Source organism: Plesiocystis pacifica SIR-1 (assembly GCF_000170895.1).
GTDB lineage: Bacteria > Myxococcota_A > Polyangia > Nannocystales > Nannocystaceae > Plesiocystis > Plesiocystis pacifica.
In genome coordinates this window covers 14,373-35,536 of record NZ_ABCS01000034.1, presented here as the reverse complement: position 1 = coordinate 35,536, position 21,164 = coordinate 14,373, and the positions used below count along the sequence as shown (strand labels likewise).

16 protein-coding genes are annotated in these 21,164 nt (G+C 70.5%); 9 read left to right on the top strand and 7 right to left on the bottom strand.

Annotated elements, in window-relative coordinates; all coding sequences use genetic code 11:
* The first annotated feature begins 9 nt into the window (after positions 1-9).
* Together PPSIR1_RS18585 and PPSIR1_RS18580 are read left to right on the top strand one after the other, a co-directional pair.
* Positions 10-1,140, top strand: coding sequence for a prohibitin family protein (locus tag PPSIR1_RS18585; RefSeq protein ID WP_006972660.1), 1,131 nt, complete (start codon positions 10-12; stop codon positions 1,138-1,140).
* Positions 1,141-1,242: 102 nt separating this feature from the next.
* Positions 1,243-2,256: a diacylglycerol kinase family protein gene (locus PPSIR1_RS18580; RefSeq protein ID WP_006972659.1), complete on the top strand. Its 1,014-nt coding sequence runs from the start codon at positions 1,243-1,245 to the stop codon at positions 2,254-2,256.
* Between the two features lie 285 nt (positions 2,257-2,541).
* Here the strand turns inward: PPSIR1_RS18580 and PPSIR1_RS18575 are convergent, their stop codons facing one another.
* Positions 2,542-4,020: a substrate-binding domain-containing protein gene (locus PPSIR1_RS18575; RefSeq protein ID WP_006972658.1), complete on the bottom strand. Its 1,479-nt coding sequence runs from the start codon at positions 4,018-4,020 to the stop codon at positions 2,542-2,544.
* Between the two features lie 84 nt (positions 4,021-4,104).
* On the opposite strand from PPSIR1_RS18575, the gene PPSIR1_RS18570 reads away from it, so the two are divergent.
* Entirely contained in the window at positions 4,105-5,811 is a 1,707-nt protein-coding gene (locus PPSIR1_RS18570) for a cyclic peptide export ABC transporter (protein ID WP_006972657.1), read from the top strand.
* A gap of 197 nt (positions 5,812-6,008) precedes the next feature.
* Positions 6,009-7,346 (top strand): hypothetical protein, encoded by a 1,338-nt coding sequence (locus PPSIR1_RS18565; protein WP_006972656.1) that lies wholly within the window; start codon positions 6,009-6,011, stop codon positions 7,344-7,346.
* A 318-nt stretch (positions 7,347-7,664) separates the two neighbouring features.
* Here PPSIR1_RS18565 and PPSIR1_RS18560 read toward each other — a convergent pair whose 3' ends face one another.
* On the bottom strand, positions 7,665-9,734 hold the full coding sequence (locus PPSIR1_RS18560) for a hypothetical protein (protein WP_232296506.1): 2,070 nt from the start codon (positions 9,732-9,734) through the stop codon (positions 7,665-7,667).
* Between the two features lie 90 nt (positions 9,735-9,824).
* Between PPSIR1_RS18560 and PPSIR1_RS18555 the strand changes: the two genes are divergently transcribed.
* Positions 9,825-10,451, top strand: a complete 627-nt coding sequence (locus PPSIR1_RS18555) for a hypothetical protein (RefSeq protein WP_198154544.1) — start codon at positions 9,825-9,827, stop codon at positions 10,449-10,451.
* A gap of 1,002 nt (positions 10,452-11,453) precedes the next feature.
* Here the strand turns inward: PPSIR1_RS18555 and PPSIR1_RS18550 are convergent.
* The gene (locus tag PPSIR1_RS18550; RefSeq protein ID WP_006972652.1) at positions 11,454-12,620 is read right to left on the bottom strand and encodes a hypothetical protein; all 1,167 of its coding nucleotides are present in this window, start codon (positions 12,618-12,620) and stop codon (positions 11,454-11,456) included.
* Positions 12,621-12,927: 307 nt separating this feature from the next.
* Here PPSIR1_RS18550 and PPSIR1_RS18545 point away from each other — a divergent pair, with 307 nt between their 5' ends.
* A complete protein-coding gene (locus tag PPSIR1_RS18545; protein WP_006972651.1) occupies positions 12,928-13,794 on the top strand; it encodes a hypothetical protein in 867 nt (288 codons plus the stop codon).
* Here the strand turns inward: PPSIR1_RS18545 and PPSIR1_RS18540 are convergent.
* The 3 genes from PPSIR1_RS18540 to PPSIR1_RS18530 all read right to left on the bottom strand — a co-directional run bounded on the left by PPSIR1_RS18540 (position 13,791) and on the right by PPSIR1_RS18530 (position 16,577).
* Positions 13,791-14,267: a hypothetical protein gene (locus tag PPSIR1_RS18540; RefSeq protein ID WP_157595698.1), complete on the bottom strand. Its 477-nt coding sequence runs from the start codon at positions 14,265-14,267 to the stop codon at positions 13,791-13,793. The genes PPSIR1_RS18545 and PPSIR1_RS18540 overlap by 4 nt on opposite strands.
* 235 nt (positions 14,268-14,502) lie before the next feature.
* Entirely contained in the window at positions 14,503-15,030 is a 528-nt protein-coding gene (locus PPSIR1_RS18535) for a YcjF family protein (protein WP_006972649.1), read from the bottom strand.
* A complete protein-coding gene (locus tag PPSIR1_RS18530) occupies positions 15,027-16,577 on the bottom strand; it encodes a hemopexin repeat-containing protein (protein ID WP_006972648.1) in 1,551 nt (516 codons plus the stop codon). The genes PPSIR1_RS18535 and PPSIR1_RS18530 overlap by 4 nt, the downstream gene beginning before the upstream one ends.
* 99 nt (positions 16,578-16,676) lie before the next feature.
* Between PPSIR1_RS18530 and PPSIR1_RS18525 the strand changes: the two genes are divergently transcribed.
* Entirely contained in the window at positions 16,677-19,085 is a 2,409-nt protein-coding gene (locus tag PPSIR1_RS18525) for a serine/threonine protein kinase (RefSeq protein ID WP_086001457.1), read from the top strand.
* Positions 19,086-19,109: 24 nt separating this feature from the next.
* Here the strand turns inward: PPSIR1_RS18525 and PPSIR1_RS18520 are convergent, their stop codons facing one another.
* Positions 19,110-19,967, bottom strand: coding sequence for a zf-TFIIB domain-containing protein (locus PPSIR1_RS18520; RefSeq protein WP_006972646.1), 858 nt, complete (start codon positions 19,965-19,967; stop codon positions 19,110-19,112).
* Between PPSIR1_RS18520 and PPSIR1_RS18515 the strand changes: the two genes are divergently transcribed.
* Positions 19,966-20,619 (top strand): RNA polymerase sigma factor, encoded by a 654-nt coding sequence (locus PPSIR1_RS18515; RefSeq protein ID WP_006972645.1) that lies wholly within the window; start codon positions 19,966-19,968, stop codon positions 20,617-20,619. The two genes, PPSIR1_RS18520 and PPSIR1_RS18515, sit on opposite strands and share 2 nt — an antisense overlap.
* 41 nt (positions 20,620-20,660) lie before the next feature.
* The gene (locus tag PPSIR1_RS18510) at positions 20,661-21,134 is read left to right on the top strand and encodes a VOC family protein (RefSeq protein WP_006972644.1); all 474 of its coding nucleotides are present in this window, start codon (positions 20,661-20,663) and stop codon (positions 21,132-21,134) included.
* Positions 21,135-21,164 lie beyond the last annotated feature (30 nt).

Genomic DNA, 21,164 nt, shown 5'->3' with positions numbered 1-21,164 from the left:
GCGCGCCCCATGGACGAGCAGCCCCTGAGCCCCGACGAGCAGCCGGAGGTCGAGCGCAAGAGCGCGCGCGAGACGGTCTACGAGCTGTTCCTGACCCTCCGCTTTTACGTCTACACCTTCCTGCTCGTGGTCCTCCTGGGCCTGGGCTTTTTGTGGCCGCGGATGTTCATCACCGTGCCCGCCGGTCACCACGCGGTCATGTACCGCTACTTCGAGGCCGGCACGGTCACCGACCGGATCTGGGGCGAGGGCTTCCACGTCATCCCGCCCTGGGACACGCTGACGGTCTACGAGAGCCGGCTGCAGCAAAAGACCCTGCGCTTTAGCGTGCTCAGCGACGAGGGCCTCGACCTCGAGGTCGTGGTCTCGGTCCGCTACCGGCCGCACCGCAACCAGCTGGGCCTGCTCCACCAGGACATCGGGCCCAACTACTTCGAGCGGCTGATCAAGCCCGAGGTCGAGGCCCACGTGCGCCGGACCTTCGGCAACCGCCCCGCCCACGAGATCTACTCGAGCAGCAAGGACGTGCTCCAGGAGCTGCGCAACATCCCGATGATCACCCGCATCGACGAGGACGACGCGGACGATGCCGGCGCGGGAGGGGTCGGCGTCGAGGTCCGCGAGGCCATGCAAGACCTCACGGGCGAGCTGCCCGGGGAGCTGCTCGGCGAGCCCGTCTCGTCCACCCCCGAGCTCGGCTACATCGACGTCCAGGAGATCAAGCTCATGGACATCAACCTGCCGGAGATCGTCAAGGCGGCGATCGCCGACAAGTACCGCCAAGAGCAGCTCAAGCTCGAGTACATCCACCGCATCGCCCGCGAAGAGCAAGAGGCCGAGCGCAAGCGCATCGAGGCCGCCGGCATCCGCGACTACAACAGCATCGTCAGCGAAATCTCTCCGGCGCTGCTGCGCTGGCGCGACATCGAGGCCACCCGCGAGCTGGCCAAGTCGCCCAACGCCAAGGTCGTCGTGCTCGGCCAGGGCGGCGGCCAGACCCCGCTGCTGTTCAGCCTCGGCGACGCCCCCGAGGGCCCCGACGCGTCGCAGCAGCGCGCGGATGACGGGCCCAGCGACGCCCTCCCCGACGACGGCCCGCTCGAGGTCCTGCCCGAGGCTCCGACCGACGATCTGCCCTGAGAAGCGCTGCGAACGCCGTTCTCATCGGACTTTTGCGCCAATGGCACCTGCCTGTCCATCGCGCGAAGGCCCCGGAGATGGTAGGCGGAGGGAGGCGTCGCCATGCAAGCGCTGACTCAGACCCTCGACCGCCACCTGCGCGAGTCTCCGAGCCTGTTCCTGGTGCTCAACCCCAACGCCGGCAGCGTCCGTCGGCTCCTGCGTCGACAGGGCGCGGACGCGGGCGAGCTCAACCCGCGCCTGCACCTGACCGCCAACCTCGACGAGCTCACCGCGCTGTTCGAGCGCCTGCCCGTCGACCGCTCGCAGACCGTGTGCTTCTACGGCGGCGACGGGACCATCGCCCGGGGGCTCAGCGCGATGATCAACAGCCTCGGCCCCGACGCGCCGCGCCCGGTCATCCTGCCCGTGGCCGCCGGCACCATCAACGTGCTCGCCGAGTACCTCGGCTTCTCCGAGAGCCCCGAGCTCACGCTCTCCCGCCTGCCCGACCCCACCCGCCTGCGCCGGACCCTGCTCCCCTCCCTCGACATCCGCGTCGACGGCCACGAGCCCATCTACGGGTTCATGTTCGCCTGGGGCGTCGGCTACCGCGTGCTCGACTCCTACTACAGCCGCCGCGATCACCCGACCGTCGCCGACGCGGCCGTGACCATGGCCCAGACCTTCGCCCAGAGCCTGCACCCGCGGGCCAGCGAGCAGCCCGTGTTCGCCCGCCACGATCTGGCCATGGTCGTCGACGGCCAGCCCCTCGCCGCGCCGGCCAGCCAGCACCGGCTGCACTCGCTGATCGTCGGGACCCTGGCCCAGACCACCATGGGCTTTCGCCCCCTGCCCCCCGAGGCCGTCGCCCCCGAGCGCTTCCACTTCTCGGGCAACGGCATGGCCCCGGCGCAGTGCTTCCGCCATTCCTTTCCGTTGCTGTTCGCCCGCGGGGATCAGCGCGAGCTCGAGGCCGAGTACGCCCTGGTCGCCCGGGCCAACGTCGAGGAGCTGCGCTTTCGGATCCGCGAGGGCTTCACCCTCGACGGGGAGATGGTCGCGGTCGAGGGCGAGCGCGACTGCTGCATCCGGCCGGGGCCGATGATCGAGTTTTGGTCGGCGGCCCCGAGCTGAGCTTGGGCAAATCAATTCGACAGGCCCGACCCCCTCGAGGGGCCGGGCCTGCGGGTTTGGCCCGGATCGATCGCTACGGCAGGTTCCCGACGTAGATCTTCTTCATTCCGGCTTTGACACGGGTTTTCTGCTTCATGCCCCGGCCATGACCGCCGCGCCGCGATCCGTCCCGACGACATCCACTCGATCCGGTCAGGGGGTGAGCGACCCAGGGCGCGGGATCAAGCTCCGAGCTCGAAGCGCGCGCTCGCAAGCGCGAGGCCGGCCGTCGCTCGGAGCGCGGAGCTACTCGCGCCCGGTCGCGTCCTGCCAGCGCGCCATGACCACGGCGAGGACCTCGTCCTCGATGACCTCCCCCAGGGTCTCGGCGATGTCGAGCTCGAGCTGGACCCCGTGCCGGCGCAGGCGCAGGAAGGGGTTGGGGCCGGCGTCGTAGCTGCGCAGCTCGACCTCGGGGTTCGCGGGCCGAAAGCCGAGCTCGAGGGCCCGGGCCTGCTGCTCCTCCCCCAACAGCACGTCGACGAAGCGCTGGGCCACCGCCCCCTCGTCGTGCTCGCCGAGGGCCAAAAACAGCGCGGGGTGATCGAGCTGCGCGGTGTCGTCGGGGTAGACGATGCGCACGGCCTCGACCCCGGCCTCGTGGGCGTCGATGCGGGTCAAAACCGAGAACGCGAGCTGCTCCGTGCTGATGACCCCGTCGGAGCCGTTGCTGCTCTGCCCGGGGTCGCCGAGGTTGAACATGGTCTCGGTCAGCAGGCGGCCGGTGGCCTTGGGCTGGGGCAGGCCGGCCTCGCAGCGCTCGAGCCAGCGCTGGAAGTCCGCGCCGAGGCGATCGAAGTCTTCGAGGTCCTCGAGGCTGTGGCCGCGGGACTGGGCGTAGTCGCGGGCGACGAGGGTCAGCCCGAGCAGGCCCACGGACGAGTCGCTCGGCGAGGCGTGGTCGACCCGCACGTGCCCCCAGCCGGCGAGCCTGGGCTCGTGGCGCAGCTCCGCCCAGGAGATGGGCACCATCGCGTCGCGCTCGAGCTTGCCCTCTCCCGGGTCGGGGTGGAGGCCCCGCGGCTCGGTGGGGATGCCGGCGCACACGCTGCCGCTCCAGCCCCCTCGCCCCCGCAGGCCTGCGGGCAAGGCCGCGTCGAGGGCGTCGAGGCGGTCCTTCCACATCAGCATGACCATCGGCGTGCGGACCAGCGCGGGCCCGTCGTCGACGGCCAGGGCCTCGCCCCGGGTCCAGCGCGCCTCCAGCAAGGTCAGCATGGAGCGGTCCCGGGGGATCCACAGCGTCGGCTCGATCTCGCCGGCCGCGATGGCCCGGACCGCGTCGATGTCCCTCATCGCCCGCAGCTTGATCTGCGAGTTGGGGCAGTCGTGCATGTAGCGGGTCGCCGCCGGCTCGATCCACTCGGCCAGGTCCGGGCCGTAGACCACGCGAATCACGAAGGGCCGCGGGCGCGCCTCCCCGCAGCGCTCGGGGAAGCTGGCCTCGACCATGTCGGTCTCGCCCATGGGGTGCGCCAGGGGGTACTGGTTGGGCGAGAAGATCAGCTTCCAGCCCGAGTAGAACAGGGCCACGAGGGTCGCCACGGCCAGCACGAAGCCGACCACGTCGCGGGCGGCCTGCTGCGTCGGCGTCCGCTTGCGCGCCCCGGGGAAGCCCGCGACGAAGCTCGGCCACCGCCGGCTCACGGCGCCACCGGGCTGCTCGAGGGAGGGCCCGCGGACGCGGCGGGGCGGGGCGAGGGCGCGGACACGGGAGAGCAGCATGCCTGCCGAGGGCCCCCGCCCGCAAGCCGAGCGAGGTGATCGCCGCCCAGGATCCCGCTACCCTAGCCCCACCACGCGACCAGCATGACCATCGTCGACATGATCAAGGAAGAGGCCGGGGCGCGGGTCACCACCGTGTTCGCGGCCGCGACCCTCGCCGGCGTGTCCAATGCGATGCTCCTGGGCCTGGCCAACCACGCCGCCGAGCACAGCGAGACCGTCGACTTCCGCCTGCTCGCGATGTTCGTCGTCGCCGGGCTGCTCTATGTCATCAGCGCCCGCCAGACCCACCACCGGACCACGGCGATCGTCGAGGACGCGCTGCTGCGGATCAAAAACCGGATCACCCGCAAGCTCGAGCGCGCCGAGGCCTACGGCCTCGAGAACATGGGCCGGTCCGAGATCTACGACCGCATCACCGAGAACATCGGGATGATCTCGGACTCGGCCGGGCAGATCGCCAACTTGATGATGTCCGTGCTCGTGCTCGCCGCGGCCTCGCTCTACGTGCTGTGGCTGAGCCCCGAGGGCTTCGTGTTCGTCGCCCTGCTGATCGGCTCGGGCATGGCGCTGTTTTGGAACAAGCGCAAGGTCATCCTCGACGGCCTGCAGGAGGCCTCGGCCCAGCGCCTGGTGTTCTTCGACGCGCTCACCGATCTGGTCCAGGGCTTCCGCGAGACCAAGTTCAGCGCCAAGCGCAGCGACGAGGTCGTCGGCGAGGTCGTGCACGGGACCAAGACCCTGCGCGACCTGACCGTGCGCACCCACGTGCTCTTCGACGACAACTACATCTTCACCAACGTGGTCCTGTTCACGCTGCTGTGCGTGCTGACCATGATCCTGCCCCAGTACCTCGAGTTCACCCCGGCGACCATCGGCGCGCTGACGGCCACGGTGCTGTTCGCCTGGAACCCCATCGCCGGCATCGCGGGCGGGCTCCCGGCCTACCTGCGCTCCAACGTCGCCCTCGAACAGATCGCGACCCTCGAGGGCAAGCTCGACGCCATCGCCAGCGAGGACGCCTTCGGCGAGGCCATCCAGCGGCCCTGGCCCGTGCAGGACTACGAGCGCCCCGGGCAGGTGTTCGAGCGCCTCGAGGTCCGCGGCCTCGAGTTCAAGTACCCCGACAGCGACGAGCCGGGCTTTCGCGTCGGCCCCCTCGACCTGAGCGTCCGCGCGGGCGAGGTCGTCTTCCTCGTCGGCGGCAACGGCAGCGGCAAGTCGACGCTGTTCAAGGCGCTGACCGGCCTCTACCCCGCCGCCGCTGGCCAGCTCATCGTCGACGGCGTGCGCGTGGGCAAGGGCAACGTCGCGGCCTACCGCGAGATGCTCTCGGTGATCTTCACCGACTTCCACCTGTTCACGAAGCTCTACGGCCTGCTCGACGCCGACCCCCAGCAGGCCGCGCGCTTGCTCGACCAGATGCAGCTCAGCGCCAAGACCAACTTCGAGAACCAGCGCTTCACCAACCGGGCCCTGTCCACGGGCCAGCGCAAGCGCCTGGCGATGATCGTCGCGCTGCTCGAGGACCGCCCGATCTGCGCCTTCGACGAGTGGGCCGCCGACCAGGACCCGGAGTTCCGCCAGTACTTCTACGAAGAGCTCGTGCCCAGCCTGGTCGCGCGGGGCAAGACGGTGATCGCCGTCAGCCACGACGACCGCTACTTCCACTGCGCGGACCAGCTGATCACCCTGGACTACGGCAAGGTCCGCAGCGTGGTCCGCCAGGGCGACGGGCCCGAGCCTCAACCGCCCCAGCCCTCCCCGCCTCCGCCTGCACCGACGCCTTGAGCGCCGTCGACGTCGACGGGATCCTGGCCAAAACCGCGCGTTGACCGCAAGCGGTTGCCGTGTCACTCCGAAGACTCGGCATGCTGAACACTCCCGCGACCCCCGAGCCCGAGACGCACACCCACCGGGCGCGAGCCGGACGGTCGACGAGGGGGATCACAGCGCTGGCTCTGAGTGCCGTTCTCGCCAATGGATGCGTGCCTGATGCGGGTCCAACGACGGACGAAGGCGCCGACGACAGCGGCTCGGAGGGCGCGGACGAGGGAGGTGCGGGGTCGACGACGGACGCAGACGGATCGACCTCCGAAGACTCGACTTCCTCCGAAGACTCGACTTCCTCCGAAGACTCGACTTCCTCCGAAGATTCGACCTCTACCGAAGATTCGACCTCCGAAGAGGACTCCTCCTCCGAAGATTCGACCTCCGAAGAGGACTCGACCTCTACCGAGGATTCCTCCTCCTCCGAGGAAGAGGAGAGCAGCGAAGACGGAGACACCGGCGGCGACACGGGAGGCCTCGACCCCCTCGACCCCCCGGAGTTCTTCCCGCCCCAGGACGGCTTCGACCAACTCGCCGATCGCTGGATCCGCGTCTCCGACGACGGCGACATGCTGTTCGGCGTCGACATGGAGACCGGCGAGACCCAAGACCTCGTCGCCGCCTGGCCGTGGCCCGAGGACCACAACGTGTGGATCGACAGCTTCGCCCTCGACGGCAACCTCGCCCACGCCTTCGCCTTCGTCTCCCACGGCTCGTTCAACGAGAACCTGCTCTACTGCTGGTGGGAGGAGTACGTGGCCATCGACCTCGAAGACGGCTCCGTCACGCCGATCTCGGAGAACTATCAAAATTGCTGCGACGACTGCGGTGACGACCGAACCTACGAGGATCCGATCGTCGACTCGACGAACACCTACCTGCGCAGCATCTACGCCGACTGCGACCCCAACGCCTGCGACTACGACCTCTACAGCGTCACCGTCCACGACTTCGCGTTCTACAAGTCCCAGTACCTGTTCAACGAGTACTGCGACTGGGAGGAGTGCGACATGCAAGGCATGATGGGGGACGCGCCCGCGCGCGCCATGGTCGAGGACCCCCGCGACCCACAGGTCGTGCTCCTGCTCATGCTCCACGGCGACCTGCTCGCGCTCAACCACGTCTTCGACGAGGCGGCCCTCGAGCTCCAGCTGAGCGCGGACTGGGAGGGCGTCGCCGTCGAGCTCGACAACTACGACCAGCGCCTGCTCCTCGACCCCGACCACGAGCGCGTGTTCGTCACCCTGTCCACCGAGGGCAACGTCTACGCTCCCTACGCGACCTTGCGGCTGACCCTCGCGGACCACTCGCAGAGCCTGCTCTATGGGGGCGGGCCCATCGACGGGGTGGAGATGCGCTGCGTCGACGACTTGGCCTTTGACTCGTTGCGCAACCGCGTCCTCTATCACAAGGAGGACTTTGGTAGCTGTGGGGAGGCGGGGTACTTCGCGGTGGATGTCGAGAGCGGTGTGGGGGAGCAGCTGTTCGTGCCTTAGTGGCGCGTGTTCGGGGCTTTCTTGGGGTTTGGTGGGGGTCTCGGCGCTGACGGGGAGCGGGCACGGGTCAAGGGGGTCGGATCCCCCGCTGTCGCCTGACTGCGTGGGTTGTGCTGATCTCGAGCGTTTGAAGGTTGATGTGGAGCTCGGCTTCGGCGAGGGCTTGGGCGGCTCCTCGCGCTGGGGGAGCCGACCCCCTTGCCCCTGTTGTGCCCGTCGTGGTGCGGAGGTTGTTGGCTCCGACTCGGGCGGGCGATGGTGTTCGGCCCGAAGTCCGGGTGGGGCTTGAAGTCCGGGTGGGACTTCGGGTCTTCGGGGTTAGGCCGGGTCGCAGGTGCCGTCGCAGTCGCTGATGACTTGTCCGGTGCGCAGGAAGGTGTCGAGCATCGACACGCCCTCCCCGCCCATCATCGACCAGATCGCGCTGTGCGGATCGCTGCCCTCGGTCATCGGGACGTTCTCCAGGGGGATGGGCGGCAGGCCAAAGTCGTGCATCATCGTGGCCGAGCCTTCGTAGCCGTCGGCGACGGGCTCCATGCCCCAAAACAGCTCGCCCGAGGCCTCGTGGGGGGGCGCGCCGATGGTCCGCGCCATCAAGTGGGTGCCGAAGTTCGAGACCTGGTGGTCGCCCATGGCGCCTTGGATCAGCACCTCGTGGGTGAAGCCGTTGGCGAAGCGGCCGTCGCGGAGGCCGGTGGTGACGCCGGTGGGCTCGGCCCGGTCCCACAGCAGCATGGCCGCCGACAGGAACAGGGGGATGTCGAGGGGGTCGGCGTAGTTGAAGGTCAGGACGTCGAAGAAGGGCTCGAACAGCACGCTGCGGCTGAGCAGGAGGTTGAAGGACTGGCCGGGCACCCCCAGGCCGCCGCGCTCGACGTCCTCGGTGATCGACATGTAGACCGAGCCCATGATCCCGCCGAGGCTGCCGCCGAAGTAGTAGCGCTCGTCGGGGTTGATGGGGCTCTGGCCGTTGAGGGCGATGGCGGGGTCGTCCTTGAGCGCGCCCTGCATCATGCGCATGGCCAGCAGGGCGTTGACGTGGGACTGGAGCAGGCGCGAGGGGAGGGTCTGGAAGCCCGAGAGGTCGCCGCCGCCGAGCGCCGCGGCGAGCTCGGCCGGGTCCTCGCTGGACATGCCGATCCACGACACGCCGAAGCTGACCATGTTGATCTCGGCGACGATGGGCGCGGTCACGTCGACGCCGGTGTAGTCGCCGAACAGGCCGTGGCCGAACTGCATCAGCGGCGCGGGCTCGTCGGCGGCCGACTCGGGGATGATCAGCGTGAAGGGGTAGGTGGTCGTGCCGTCGGGCTCGGGCAGGCCGTCGTCGCCGAGCAAGATGACGCCGCCGGGCCCGGGGATGTCGAGGTAGAGCGGCACCTCCATCTCGCCGACGACGTGGTAGGCGATGCCCGGGGCCCAGTCGGGGATGACCTCGGTGAGGGTGTAGGCCGGGCCCTCGGGGCCGACGCTGGCCAGGGCCTCGTCGCGCATGTGCAGCAGCCACGAGGCGTTGTCGGCCTCGCTGGCGGTGGTGAAGTCCCACGCCAGCTGTAGGTCCGCGCGCGGGACCCCGGCGTCCTCGAGGCGGGCGAAGATGTCCCCGTAGAGCGGGCGGCGGGCCTCGACGCTGGGCTCGTCGCTGGGCAGCTCGTCGCGCAGGGCGGCGAAGGCCTCGCTCGGCGCGAGCACGCTGGCGTCGGCGTCGACGACCCCGCGGATCGCCGCGATGTAGCGCCGCCCGTCCTCGAGGCGCACCGCCGGGCGGATCAGGAAGGCGCGGCGATCGTCGTCTGGGGTGCTCTGGTCGAGCTCGGACCAGTGCGGGACCCACTCGCCGGTCTCGGCGTCGATGAGCACCGTGGGCGAGGCCTCGGTCAGCGAGAGATCGATGCTGTCGGGCGTGGGCAGGCCCTCGGTCGTCGCCCCTGGCAGATAGACCGCGAGGTGGATGCCCGGGGAGAAGCCGTCGCGGGTGTTGAAGGGCGCCACGTCCGTGACCCCGCCGCCCATGCTCATGGGCACGGCGACCTCGGGCAGCTCCACGCGCAGGCCCGTCTCGCTGTCGGGCTCGGCCACGGTGTAGACGTTGCTCGGGAAGGGGAAGGCGCAGTAATCGGGGACCAGGGGATCGCAGTCGACGCTCGGCCAGGTCCCGTCCCAGGCCTCCTCGCCCGTGTCGGTCTCCGTGTCCGCGTCGGTCTCCGTGACCCCGCTCGAGTTGGTCTCCGTGTCCGCGCCCGTGTCGTCGCTCGACTCCTCCTCGCTCCCGATCTCGTCGTCGGCCCCCTCGTCGCTGACGTCGTCGGTGCAGCCCGTCGAGAGCGCGACGGCGCAGATCAGAGCCACGGGGATCGAGAGCGAAAACGAGGGAGACAAACCAGCCATACGCGGCAGCCTACCGCGCATCCGCCGACCCGCGCGCGCTCGAGGTGACCGCCACGTCTTGCTCCTCCAGCGAAGCTTCGGCGATCGCGCATGCCCAACGCTCGCCGTGAATGCAGGGGTCTGCGCGGGCCCAAAGCGGGGCTGAGCCTGCCCCAAAGGACACACGACTCCGATCGTGCCAAGAAGCTCGAAGAGGTGCGCAGCACGGACGCTGCGCCCCTCGATGGCCCCGCCCCCGAGCCTGGACGCATGGACGCGCTCTACGAATTCTCCGACGACAGCTGCTACGTCTCCATCGACGCTCGCCAGCTCCCCCTCCTCGTTGCGATCTGGCGCGGGACCCCGAGCCTGCCGGTGATGGAGCAGTACTTCGCCAAGCACCGGGCGATCATCGAGGCCCTCGACGCCAAGGGCGAGCGCTGCATCCTGCTCACCCGCACGGAGAAAGCCGGGCGGCCGCCCGCCGAGGTCCGACGCTTCATCACCACCCGCACCGACGAGCTGCGCGGGCTGCTGTCGCGGGTGATCGCCAGCAGCTCCATGGTCGTGACCAACCCGCTCGTGCGCGGCGCGATGACGGCGATGAGCTGGGTCGACCCGGACCTGCGCGTGCCCATGCACGCCAGCGTGGCCGAGGGCTACGCGTGGGCCCGGCAAGCCCTGGCCATGCACGGCCTCCCGACGCCCCAAGAGCTCGGGGCCGCCCAACCTGCGTGAGCCTGACCCCAACCTCCTTCATCAGCCCGGGCTCGAGCCGTCGTGACAGCCTGAGCCAGTCTTTTCAACAAATACACCGCTCCCAGCCTGGTGCGAGCATGCGCTAGCCTCGCCGGCACCATGCTCATCAAACGCTCTAGACGACGGCGTAATCTCGCCTTCCCCACTGCGTGTTTCAGTTTCTCTCCCTGACTCGATGTGGACGACCGTGAACAACGCTCGGCAGATTCACTCCGGATGGATTAATGTTTGGGCTTTACACCAATCGTGTTGGGGCGTGGCCTCCCACTACCTGCACCGACCCATCGACACCTTCCCAAGACAATTTCACGGGTTGGAATTCCATCAACGACCTCCTACCCGACGACATCTTTGATCCAACAGCACATGTCCTCCCCCATGACGGGGACACCGATGAGGACACTGCTCACATCCTGATGAGTGACACCTACGTCGGATCGGGCGACTACCTCAAAGTGGTTGCCGGTCGAGAAGTACACATCACCGAAGGAGTTCACTTCGACTCTGGATCATTTGTGATTGTCGAGATTAATCCATGACACAAAAAGCCATGGTCATGCTGCTGCTAGCAGCACTGTCGACCGGGTGTCTCCCACCACCCGCTGACGCGATCACATCGCTGATGCAAGTGTACTCCGACACGGCAGAGGGCGAGGTGAGCGCGCGGAAGAAGGCAGAGCGCTCGAAAATGCGGGAGCTACTACGGGGGCAGGGACTTCGCGTCTGTGAAGAAGGCGAGGTCGGAACAACGTGGAGGGAGGACTGCAACTCCTGCCGGTGTCTCGAAGGTGGAGTCCGTACCTGTACAATGGCCAAGTGCCGCGATCAGACCGAGACTGACGATAACCCCCACATGGGCTCTCAGTAACCTGACGCGGTTCACCAGGGTTTGTCGACTCTATCCAGCGGGCCATCCACCATACTCGAAGGGGAGGCTCCCCGCCGAAGCGAGGAGCCCCCTGTCTGCGTCGAGCCGAAGGCTCAGGAGTCCCAGAAGGTCTCGACGTCGAGGACGATCACCACGCCCGCGTCGCGCAGCAGCAGCACGTAGCTGTCGAGGAACTGGTGGCAGTTCGGGCAGGGAATCTCGTCGGCGGCCCGGGCCACGTCGTAGGCCTCGCCCGTCAGCCCCAGATCCGCGAGGACATCGTCGAGCAGCGCCTGCGCACCGGCGGAGACCGCCGGCAGCTGGTCGCTGGGCTCGCGGCTGAGCCACGGCCCGTAGTAGGCGAAGGGCGCCTCGGGGATCACCGCCTGCATGACGTCGCCGAGCAGGGTCGGGGCCATGCCCGGGGCGTAGTCGTAGGCGCGGACCCAGTAGCCGCACTCGCCGTTGCAGGCCGTCTCGAGGGCCGCGATCTGAGCGTCCCAGTCGGCCTGATCCGCCGGGTCGACGGCGAGCTCGGCCACGGCCAGGTCCGGGGCGAAGAAGCCGGCGCACTCCGGGCGGCTGCGCTCCGCGACGCCGGCGACCCCGAGGGCACAGATCGGCTCGCTGCTCAGCTCGCACATCAGGCTCTGGTAGCCGAGCATGGGCTCGAGGTAGGCGACCGCGCCGGCGTCGGCGAAGTAGTCCGCCGAGGGGAAGGCCGGGTCGCTGGCCGTGAGGCAGCTGGGCAGCAAGTCGGCCTTGTAGGGGCCCCAGCCGTACTCCCCCTGGAGCTGGCTCTGGATCGGGGCCGCGGCGTCCTCGAGGTGGCGCAGGCAAGCGGACACGGCGTCCTCGAGCTCGGGCTCGCAGCTCGGGGCGGGCAGCGGATCGGCGACGTAGCCGCTGAGCAGCGCGTAGTTTTGGATCTTCCACAGGTTGGCCGGGCCGAGCCAGTACAGGCCGTCGAGCTCGGCGAGGTCGGGCAGGAACTGGTCGTCGGCGGTGCCGAGGAGCTCGTCCTGACCCGCGCGGTACTCGACGATGCTGGTCGCCGCGCGCTTGTCGAGGGCCACGTCGATGTCGAGGGTGTCGAAGTCGAGCTCATTGGCCACGCGCAGCATGGCGTAGGCCAAGGGCGTGCCCTCGGCGGGCAAGGGCGGGTAGTTGCCCGAGCGCTCGTCGAGGAGCGCATCCTCAGACTCCACGGCGCAGCCGAGGAGGGTCGGGGCGGACAGGCACAGGGCGATCAGGACGGGGGTGTGAATACGGATGAACATGGACCGGGCTCGCTTCATCGAGGGTCGGGTGGGGATCCCATTCCAGGGAGGGTTGTCCGAGGCGGCGCCGCGATACGGTCCACGGCGCGCCCTCGTGCGCCTGGACTAGCGTGGGTCGGAGCGCCCTTCAAGGCGCGCGAACGTGAGCGCAGGGCCCAACCACGCGGACGTGCGACCATGGGTCGGGGCCCTCGTGCCACTCGTTTCAAACACCCCAAAAAGCGGCCACCAAGCCGCTACTCTATCCTCGTCATCCCCGGTGCCAATGCGTCACGTTCCCTCCACTCTCTGGTGCATCCTCGTCACCTTGGGCCTCCCCCTCGCGTGCGAGCGCGAGCCCGAGAAACCAGCGCCGAGCTCTCCCCCCGCGGCCACCGACCCGGCCGCTCAGCTAGAGACCTGCGCCGCGGGCTTCGAGGCCCTCGAAGACACACCAACCGACGAACGCGCCAGCGAGCTCGTCGCCTGGCTCCCGACCGGCCGCCCCTGCTTCGAGCTGCTGTTCGCAGGCTGCGCGGACCTGGGCGCCCCCGAGTCGCTCGCGGACTTCGGGACGATCACCGCCGCCTGCGTCGAGCGTCTCTGTCCCCAGCTCGAGCCCCGCCCCGGTCTGTGCGACGCCCCCGACGCGTCCGCCTTCGTCGGGGGCGAGGAGGCGGTCTACGACCACGTCGTCGAGTTCCTCGCGGCCAAGCTCGCGGCCGACCTCGACCGACCACGCGCCGACCCGAGCATCCAACGCTTCGCCCGGGCCTACGCCCCGCTGTGGGCCTCGCCGATCATGGCCGGGCGCGTCGTCGTCTCGCCGCCAACCTTCGCGCCCGCGGCGGGCCCCCGCGAGTTCAGCGTCCGCCTCGAGATGGACGGGCGCATCGTGCTCGAGCGGGCGCTGAGCCCGGGCGCCGACTCGGAGCGCACGACCCTGGCGCCCAAGCCCGACGGCGCCTTCGACTTCGAGGCCCTGGCCGAGTTCACCCGCGCGCAGGTCGAGGTGCTGCCGCCCGCGTCGACGACGGTCTCCGTCACGGCCGCGTGCACGGTCCCGATGCAAGACCTGGTCACCACCCTCGACACCCTGCGCGGGACCGAGTGCGAGAGCCCGTCGGGCTCGTGCCTCTATACCCAGGTCGAGGTCGTCGCCAACGACCCCGAGCCTGAGCCCGACCCCGACTAGAACCGCCCCACGACGCCGACGCTCCCGCCCTGGGGCGAGAGGTCAGAGGTCGGCTGAACGCGAACGGACGCCTCGCTGCGCTTCCAGTCTCCGTTCCGACGAGCGCCGAGGACGAGCAGCGCCGTTCCCCCCGCGAGGGAGACCCCGCTCCCCGCCAGGAGGCCCCATCGCGCCGAATCGACGGGTTCGGCCGCGCCCGGTATGGCGAAGACCGTCATCCCGATGCTCCCGGCGGCCAACAGGAAGGACCCCGAGACCAGCAAGCCGTGGCCCTGCGGAGGAGCGGCCGGGTAGCCCTTGGCCAGGTGCGCCCCATAGTCTCGATGACGGCGAATCCCGTACACGAGCGCCGCCGCCCCCCCGCCGAGACCGCCCAGCGTCAGGACGCTGACGACGGTCACTCCGGCGGCCCCGCCGAGGGGGCTCCACGGCCCCACGACCGCACCAAAGGCGACGGCTGAGCCGATCAGCACGCCCCCAGCGACGATGCGGCCCTTCCCGTCCTCGGGCGTCTTCCGCGGGCGCCGACCCCGCGGCAGGAGCCCCGCCAAGTGACGCCCTTCTCCCCCGCCAAACGACGCCCCCGCCTGCGGGGGCGACCACACGCCCCCTCCCAGGCACGAACTCCATTGCCCACCAAGCCAAAGCGGAGGAGCGGAGCGACGGAGCGCCCCCGGTCCTCCGCTCCCTGCGGGGGCAAAACAGCACTCAAGGCCGGCGGTTGTCGTCGCGCTCGCGCAGCAGCGCCTCGCCCCGGGCGAACTCCCGCTCGTAGTGGTCGCGGACCTTGTCCGGGTCGAAGCTCAGGAAGGTCCCGCCGGACTCGAAGTGCATCACGAACACCCGGCCCACGGCGTAGGTCGAGGCCCCCGACAAGATCGGCGCGCTCACGCCTCCGAGCAGCGGGCCGATCAAGGGCACGCCCTTGAGCAGCGAGGCCGAGGACAGAGGCACCAAGCCCCCCGCCAAAGACGCGAGCAGCGAGCGCCCGAGCGAGTCGGTGAAGGGCTCGTCGTAGAGCTCCCCGATGGCCCGGAGCATGTTGATCTGCACGGCGACCAGCGCCGCGAGGTCGGCCATCGGCACGGGCACGAGGCCGGCGGCCATGGCCGCGACGACGTGGCGCTGGATCACCGACTCGGCCGCGTCCGCGGTCTCTCCCGAGGCTGCGGTCGCGTCCGCGTTCGTGGGGGGCGGCTCGGGCGGGCTGGCCTCGGAGTTGGCGTCGTCGCTCATTCGAAGAAGCTCCAGTCTTCCACGTAGCTGCCGACGATCGCCTTGGGGAAGCCAGGCTCGGCGCGCAGGGTCACGGGGTCGTAGCGGATGAACTGATCGCCGCGGAAGAAGTAGTACTTGCCGTCCTCCCAGCGCATCGCGGCGTCGATGCGGTCGAAGGTCACCCCTCGCCAGCGCCGCTGGATCAGATCGGGGTAGCCCTCCGACACGGCCCCCGTGGCGAGCTCGAGGCGGAGGTAGCGGCCGCCGGAGAACAGGTACAAGGCGTCGGGGCCCGCGCTCAGCACGGCGTCGATCTGCTCGAAGGGCAGCCCCGGCCAGACCTCGCGCAGCGGGACCGGGTCGCCCTCTCGGACCGCGCCGGTCTCGAGGTCGAGGCGGACCAGCTGATCGAGGGCGAACACGCACAGCTCCCCCGCGGCGCCGAGCTGGCCGTCGACGTCGAAGAAGGTCGCGTCGACGCGCTCGATGCCCAGGGCCTCGAGGGCCGGCCAGCGCTCGCCGAGGGGCTGGGGCCGCGTGCCCAGGCGCGCGTCGAGGTCAAAGCAAAAGGTCGTCCGCCCGCGGGTGAAGTGCAGCACGTCGCCCGCGGCGAACACCGAGGACACCGGAGAGAAGGTCGCCGCGGCCGCGTAGGCGTCGTGCAGGGCCTGGCTCTTGACCTCGTCTACCACCAGAGTCCAGATGCCTGCGAGGCCGAGCTCGACGGTCTGGGGGTTGTCCTTGATGGTCTTCAGCCACGCGTCGTAGGTGCCGCCGTCGAGGGAGCTGAGCGAGGCCAGGGCCAGCTCGTCGCCGCCGCGCCCGACCACGGTGCACTGGGCCCGGCTCATCAGCGCCTCCTGGCTGCGCGAGAGCTCCCGGCCGACCTTGGGGCTCGGCGAGTTGGGCAGGATGAAGCTCGCGCGCAGGCCCGCGTAGATGTCCTCCCGGCTCATCTTCCCCGACTTGGCCACGCAAAACAGCACCTCGGCCTTGCCCCCGACCCAGGCTCGCTTGACGAAGTGCGTGCCGTAGCGGTCGAAGAAGGCCTCGTAGGCCCGGCGGTGCGCGGGCGAGTAGGGCGCGGGCAGGTCGTCGACGGGCAGCGCGTGCGTGGGCTGAGAGGGGTCCTCGAGGTAGACGCTCCACAGCGCGACGAAGGAGCTGCGCGAGCCGTAGTAGGACTCGTGGTCCGAGCGCAGCTCGTTGCCCAGGTGGCTGCTCGCGTCGACGTTGAAGGTCATCCAGCCCGCGGCCAGGCCGTAGTCGAGGGCGCGCGAGCGAGAAAAGCGCTCCCACGACTCCTCGATGCGGACCTGGTTGAGGGCCGCCCCCCGGGGCAGCGGCGGGCTCTCGTTGGTCACGAAGCCCCGGGGCAGGGCGTAGCTGCGACCGGCCTCCCGGAAGTAGACCGGCTCGAAGTCCGCCTGGGCGAAGTGCCGGCGCTTGAACTCGTGGGGGCTGTGCGGGCGCAGGTAGACCCCGCGCCCGACCACGTCGAGGCCGGGCAGGGGCGTGAGCGCGGTGGGCTCGTGCTTCCCGTCTGGCGAGTCGTCCGGCTCCATCGCCCCCATGATACCCGCGGCGGGCCGGCCCCGAGCGAGATTCCCCCGCTCCTGCCCAGGCTCTGGTTGACGCCCCTCCCCAACCGTGGCGCAATCTCGATGGTGGGCGCCACCCAGCGGATCTTCGACGCCATCGGGGCGCAGCTGATCCTGCACGAAAACTTTGGCGCGCCGCCGCCCCGGGTCGGCGAAGACTACGAGCTGCGCGAGGTCCTGGGCGCCGGCGGCTTCGGGCTGATCTGTCGCGCGACCCAGGTCGCCCTGCGCCGCGAGGTCGCCCTCAAGCTCTTCCCCCTCGACGAAGAAGAGCAGCGCCCCGGCGTGCGCGAGGCCCTGCGCGAGGCCAGATCCCTCGCCCGCCTCGAGCACCCCGGCATCGTCACCGTCTACGCCGCCGGGGAGTCCGAGCTCATCGCCGAGGGCCGCACCCCCTGCGCCTTCGTGGAGATGCAGCTGATCCACGGCGTCGATCTGCGCACCCACCTCGAGGCGGGCCCGCACGACGCCCGGGCCGTGCTCGAGCTCCTGCTCCAGGCCGGCGAGGCCCTGGCCCACGCCCACGCCCACGGCGTGGTCCACCGCGACTTCAAGCCCGAGAACCTCATGGTCGACGGCAAGGGGCGCGCGACGGTCATCGACTTTGGCCTGGCCCTGGCCGCGCGCGAGGCCAGCGACGCGTCCCGCGATCCGGCCCGCGATCCGGCGGCTGAAGGCGACTGGTCCACCCACGCCGACGCCCTCGGGACCCGGCTGACCGTCGAGGGGCTGGTCCGCGGCACGCCGGGCTACATGGCGCCGGAGCTGACCCAGGGCATGCCGCGGCCGGCCAGCGATCAGTTCGCCCTCGCCGTCGTCGTGCGCGAGGCGCTTACCGGGCGCCACCCCTTCGACGACCGCGCGAGTCCGATCCAGGCGCCCGCGGGCGGCCCCGAGCTGTTCGAGCGCCTGCGCGGCCCCATCGACCGCGCCATGGCGGCCGTGCCCGCCGATCGTTTCCCCGACCTGACGCAGCTGTGCGCGACCTTGCGGGCCTACGCCGACGAGGAGGTCGAGCTCCCCGCAGCTGGGGCCGCGAACGCGAGCGAGACCCCGCGCTCGCCCTCGACCCTGGCGCGGGCTGGCCTCGGCGTGGCCTTGCTCGGGGTCCTCGGCTTCGGCGGGTGGCAGCTGTTCGGCCCCGAACCCGAACCGACCCCGACCGACGCCGACCAGAGCGAAGAGCCCGACCGGGACACGCAAGAGGGCGGAGACCCCGAGCGCGCCGCGACCACCGAGACCGGCAGCGAACCGGACGAGACCGACACCGAGACCGACACCGACAGCTCGGACACCAGCGCGGCCCCTCCCCTCGCCGCCGCCCCCGGCAGCTGCAGCGAGCTCGAGCGCTGGATGGGCACCTGGCAGGTGGGGTCCAGGGTGCTGTGGACCGAGTACGCCTACCAGCTCGAGTGGCGCGTCGACTACGAGTTCGAGCTGAGCCTCGGCGAGCGCTGCGTCGTCGAGGCCGTCGCCCGCAAGTTCCCGCCCCTCCTCGAAGACGGCGCGATCCCAGGCGAGCCCATCGAGGCCGAAGCCCGCGCCCTCGCCCTGCCCAGCTTCGACGGGCGCGGTCGCCAGATCGGCTGGCGCCTCCCCCTGCGCCTGGCCTTCCCCGACGACGGCAAGAGCTACACCACCGACGAGTTCTACGACCTCACCCTGACCCTCGAGGGCGCGGCCTCGAGCGAGGCCGACCCGCGCCTGCGCGGGGCCTTCCGCAAGCGCAACGAGAAGGGCTACTGGATCCGCCTGGGCGCCCTCGAGGGCAGCCGCGGCGCCACCCCGCCGCCGAGCACCGTGGACGTCGACGGCCTCGCCTGCGCCGCCCGCTGCCGCACCGAGTGCGCCGGCGACGAGGCCGAGCGCGCCTGCCTCGAGCGCGCCTGCGCCAGCTTCCCCGAGACCGACGCCCGCCTCTCCCAGACCACGGAGGCGGCCGCGGCCGCTCGGGGCCCCACCGGCCCCGTCGACGTGTGCGGGCCCCCGAGCGCCGACTTCATCCCGCCGATGCTGTCACGCTCGACCCGGAGGACCCTGCTCGCTGGCGACGACCCCTTCGAGCAAGCCATGGCCAAGGGCTCGCGCTGGACCCTCCAGGCCATGTGCACCAAGAACACCGCCCGCCTCGCCGGGCGCTGGCTGGTGTGGAGCCAGTCGAGCGAGGCCTGGGTCCTCGAGCTGCGCGACGAGCAGTGCCAGCTGACCGGCAGCGCGCGGCCCCTGCTCCCGCCCGAGGCCCCCGCGCCCGCTCTCGCCTCCGTGCCCATCGCGGGCTACTCGACCCCCGCGGGGACCTGGGTGCTCGAGGCCGACACCGACCCCAACCCCGCCCCGGACTGGCTGCGCGCCCCCCTGGTGCTCACCGGCACCGGCAAGCCCGGGGTCGCCCTCGGCATCTACGCCACCCCGAGCGACGACGAGGACCTCCCCCTCCGCGCCGTCCGACTGCCCGAGCTCCCCCCGAACTAACTCCGCCCCGTCACAGGTGATCGGTCACAGGTGATCGGGATACAGCAGCTTCGCCAGCGTATCCAACATCGACTCGAGCACCGTCGGCTTTGGCGTCTCGATACCGCTCGGCAGCTCGACCACCCGCTTGGGTCTGGGCAAGGCCGTGACGTCCTCGTTTGGGTTGAACTTGCGCGCCTGAGTCAGCCCGCCCTCGCGGATCCACTCGAGGATGTGGCTGAGCTCGCCGACGTCGAGCCACACGCCGTGGTCGACGCAGTAGTCGACGATCACCCCGCTGTGCTTGCCAAAGTGACGGCGCGGCATCTCCGTGGCGCACACCGGGCACGCGCGGCGCAAGCCCTCGGTCCGGATCTCGAGCGTGCCCGGGCGCCAGGCGACGGGGCCGCCGCCCGCCCGCGCGTTGGCCTCGGTCTCCGCGATGGTCTGGGTGAAGGTCCCGATCTCGAGCCACAGCCCGGCGCAGCGGCTGCACTCGAACATCACCCGGTCCGAGTCGAACAGGCGCTCGTGCATGCGCTGCTCGCCGCCGCAGCTCGGGCACGGGAGCTCGCTCAGCGCTCCGACCTGGGCCTCGCTCGTGAGCCCGTGTCCGCAGTGATGGCAAAAGCGCGCGTGGTCGCTGACGCGGGTCATGCACGCCGGGCACATGCTCGCCATGTCGCGCTCGAACTGCTCGAACTGGGCTCCGCAGCGCCCGCAGCTGTGCCCCTCCCCGCGCGGGGCCCCGCAGCTCGGGCAGCGAATCACCGCGGCTTCGAGGGCGGCGAGCGCTTCGATCTCGACGACCTCGCCGCAGTGGCACCGAAAGCGGCCCCCGACGGGGTACCCGCTGGCGTCGTATTGACGGTGGCAGCTGGAGCAGGCGACGAGTGCGGGCATGGTCGTGGATCAGGAGTATCCCACGGTCTGCGCCCGCGTCCACGCCTTGGCGCGAGGCGGCGCCTTTGGCTATGGTCGGGCCATGGCCAAGGCCAAGCAGCCGCCAAAGGGAGGCGCGATGGACCCCGAGGTCGCCGCGACCGTGCGCGAGAGCTACCCCAAGCTGCGCCGCTTCTTCGCCAAGAAGGTCGGCCCCGCCGAGGTCCAGGACCTGGCCCAGGACACCCTGCTCACCTTCCTCGAGAAGGACCGGGCGACGATGGACGACCCCCGCCGCTTCCTGTTCGGCATCGCCCGCAACAAGCTGCTGCAGCACTTCGATCGCCGCCGCCCCGGCAAGACCTTCGACTCTCAGGTCATGTCCGTGCGCCAGCTGTCGACCACCCTCGGCACCAAGCTCGACCGCAGCACGCGGATCGTCGAGGGCATGCGCGGCCTCCCCCTCGAGTGGCAGATGGCCCTCGAGCTGCGCTACGGCGAGGGCATGAAGATCAACGAGCTCGCGGCCGCGGTCGACAAGAGCCCGGCGCAGGTCAAGCGCTACATCCGCTCGGGCCTGGACCAGCTCCGCGAGACCCTCGGCGAGGACGCGCAGGCCGTCGACGACGAGGCCCTCGCGGCCAAGCTCGGCGCGGAGTACCGCGAGTCCTGACGCGGCACCGCATGTCTCGCAGGCCCTGCTAGTGTCCCGCCATGGCCACGCTCAGCCGCGCCTTCACGACCTTGCTGTGCGACGACCTCGGGCGCACGCGCGCCTTCTACGAGGCCCTCCTCGAGCTCAGCGTGCGCTTCGACAGCGACTGGTTCGTACACCTCGCCGCGGCCGACGACGAGGGCGTGGAGCTCGGCCTGCTGCTGCGCTCGAGCGAGCTCGTGCCCGCCAGCGAGCGCGAGGCCCCAGCGAGCGCCCCCAGGGCCATGGCCATGCTCTCCCTCGTGGTCGACGACGTCGACGCGATCCACGAGCGCCTGCTGCCCCGCGCCGCCGAGCTGGGCGCGCGCGTGGTCGAGGCCCCGCGCGACCTCTTCTACGGCCAGCGCCGCATGCTCGTCCGCGATCCCGACGGCGCCCTCGTCGACCTGTCCTCCCCCTGCGCCCCCGACCCGACGTGGATGCAGCGCGTGCGCCCCCTCGAGGGCGGAGGCTTTTGCGAGGACCCCCGGTAGCGACAAAAGGGCCCGAGACCGCCAGGTCCC

Excerpts from the sequence above, each read along its gene's own strand:
- PPSIR1_RS18585 (WP_006972660.1), top strand. The coding sequence starts at position 10 with ATGGACGAGCAGCCCCTGAGCCCCGACGAGCAGCCGGAGGTCGAGCGC.
- PPSIR1_RS18580 (WP_006972659.1), top strand. The coding sequence starts at position 1,243 with ATGCAAGCGCTGACTCAGACCCTCGACCGCCACCTGCGCGAGTCTCCG.
- PPSIR1_RS18575 (WP_006972658.1), bottom strand. The coding sequence starts at position 4,020 with ATGCTGCTCTCCCGTGTCCGCGCCCTCGCCCCGCCCCGCCGCGTCCGC.
- PPSIR1_RS18570 (WP_006972657.1), top strand. The coding sequence starts at position 4,105 with ATGACCATCGTCGACATGATCAAGGAAGAGGCCGGGGCGCGGGTCACC.
- PPSIR1_RS18560 (WP_232296506.1), bottom strand. The coding sequence starts at position 9,734 with ATGGCTGGTTTGTCTCCCTCGTTTTCGCTCTCGATCCCCGTGGCTCTG.
- PPSIR1_RS18555 (WP_198154544.1), top strand. The coding sequence starts at position 9,825 with ATGCCCAACGCTCGCCGTGAATGCAGGGGTCTGCGCGGGCCCAAAGCG.
- PPSIR1_RS18550 (WP_006972652.1), bottom strand. The coding sequence starts at position 12,620 with ATGTTCATCCGTATTCACACCCCCGTCCTGATCGCCCTGTGCCTGTCC.
- PPSIR1_RS18535 (WP_006972649.1), bottom strand. The coding sequence starts at position 15,030 with ATGAGCGACGACGCCAACTCCGAGGCCAGCCCGCCCGAGCCGCCCCCC.
- PPSIR1_RS18530 (WP_006972648.1), bottom strand. The coding sequence starts at position 16,577 with ATGGAGCCGGACGACTCGCCAGACGGGAAGCACGAGCCCACCGCGCTC.
- PPSIR1_RS18525 (WP_086001457.1), top strand. The coding sequence starts at position 16,677 with ATGGTGGGCGCCACCCAGCGGATCTTCGACGCCATCGGGGCGCAGCTG.
- PPSIR1_RS18515 (WP_006972645.1), top strand. The coding sequence starts at position 19,966 with ATGGTCGTGGATCAGGAGTATCCCACGGTCTGCGCCCGCGTCCACGCC.
- PPSIR1_RS18520 (WP_006972646.1), bottom strand. The coding sequence starts at position 19,967 with ATGCCCGCACTCGTCGCCTGCTCCAGCTGCCACCGTCAATACGACGCC.
- PPSIR1_RS18510 (WP_006972644.1), top strand. The coding sequence starts at position 20,661 with ATGGCCACGCTCAGCCGCGCCTTCACGACCTTGCTGTGCGACGACCTC.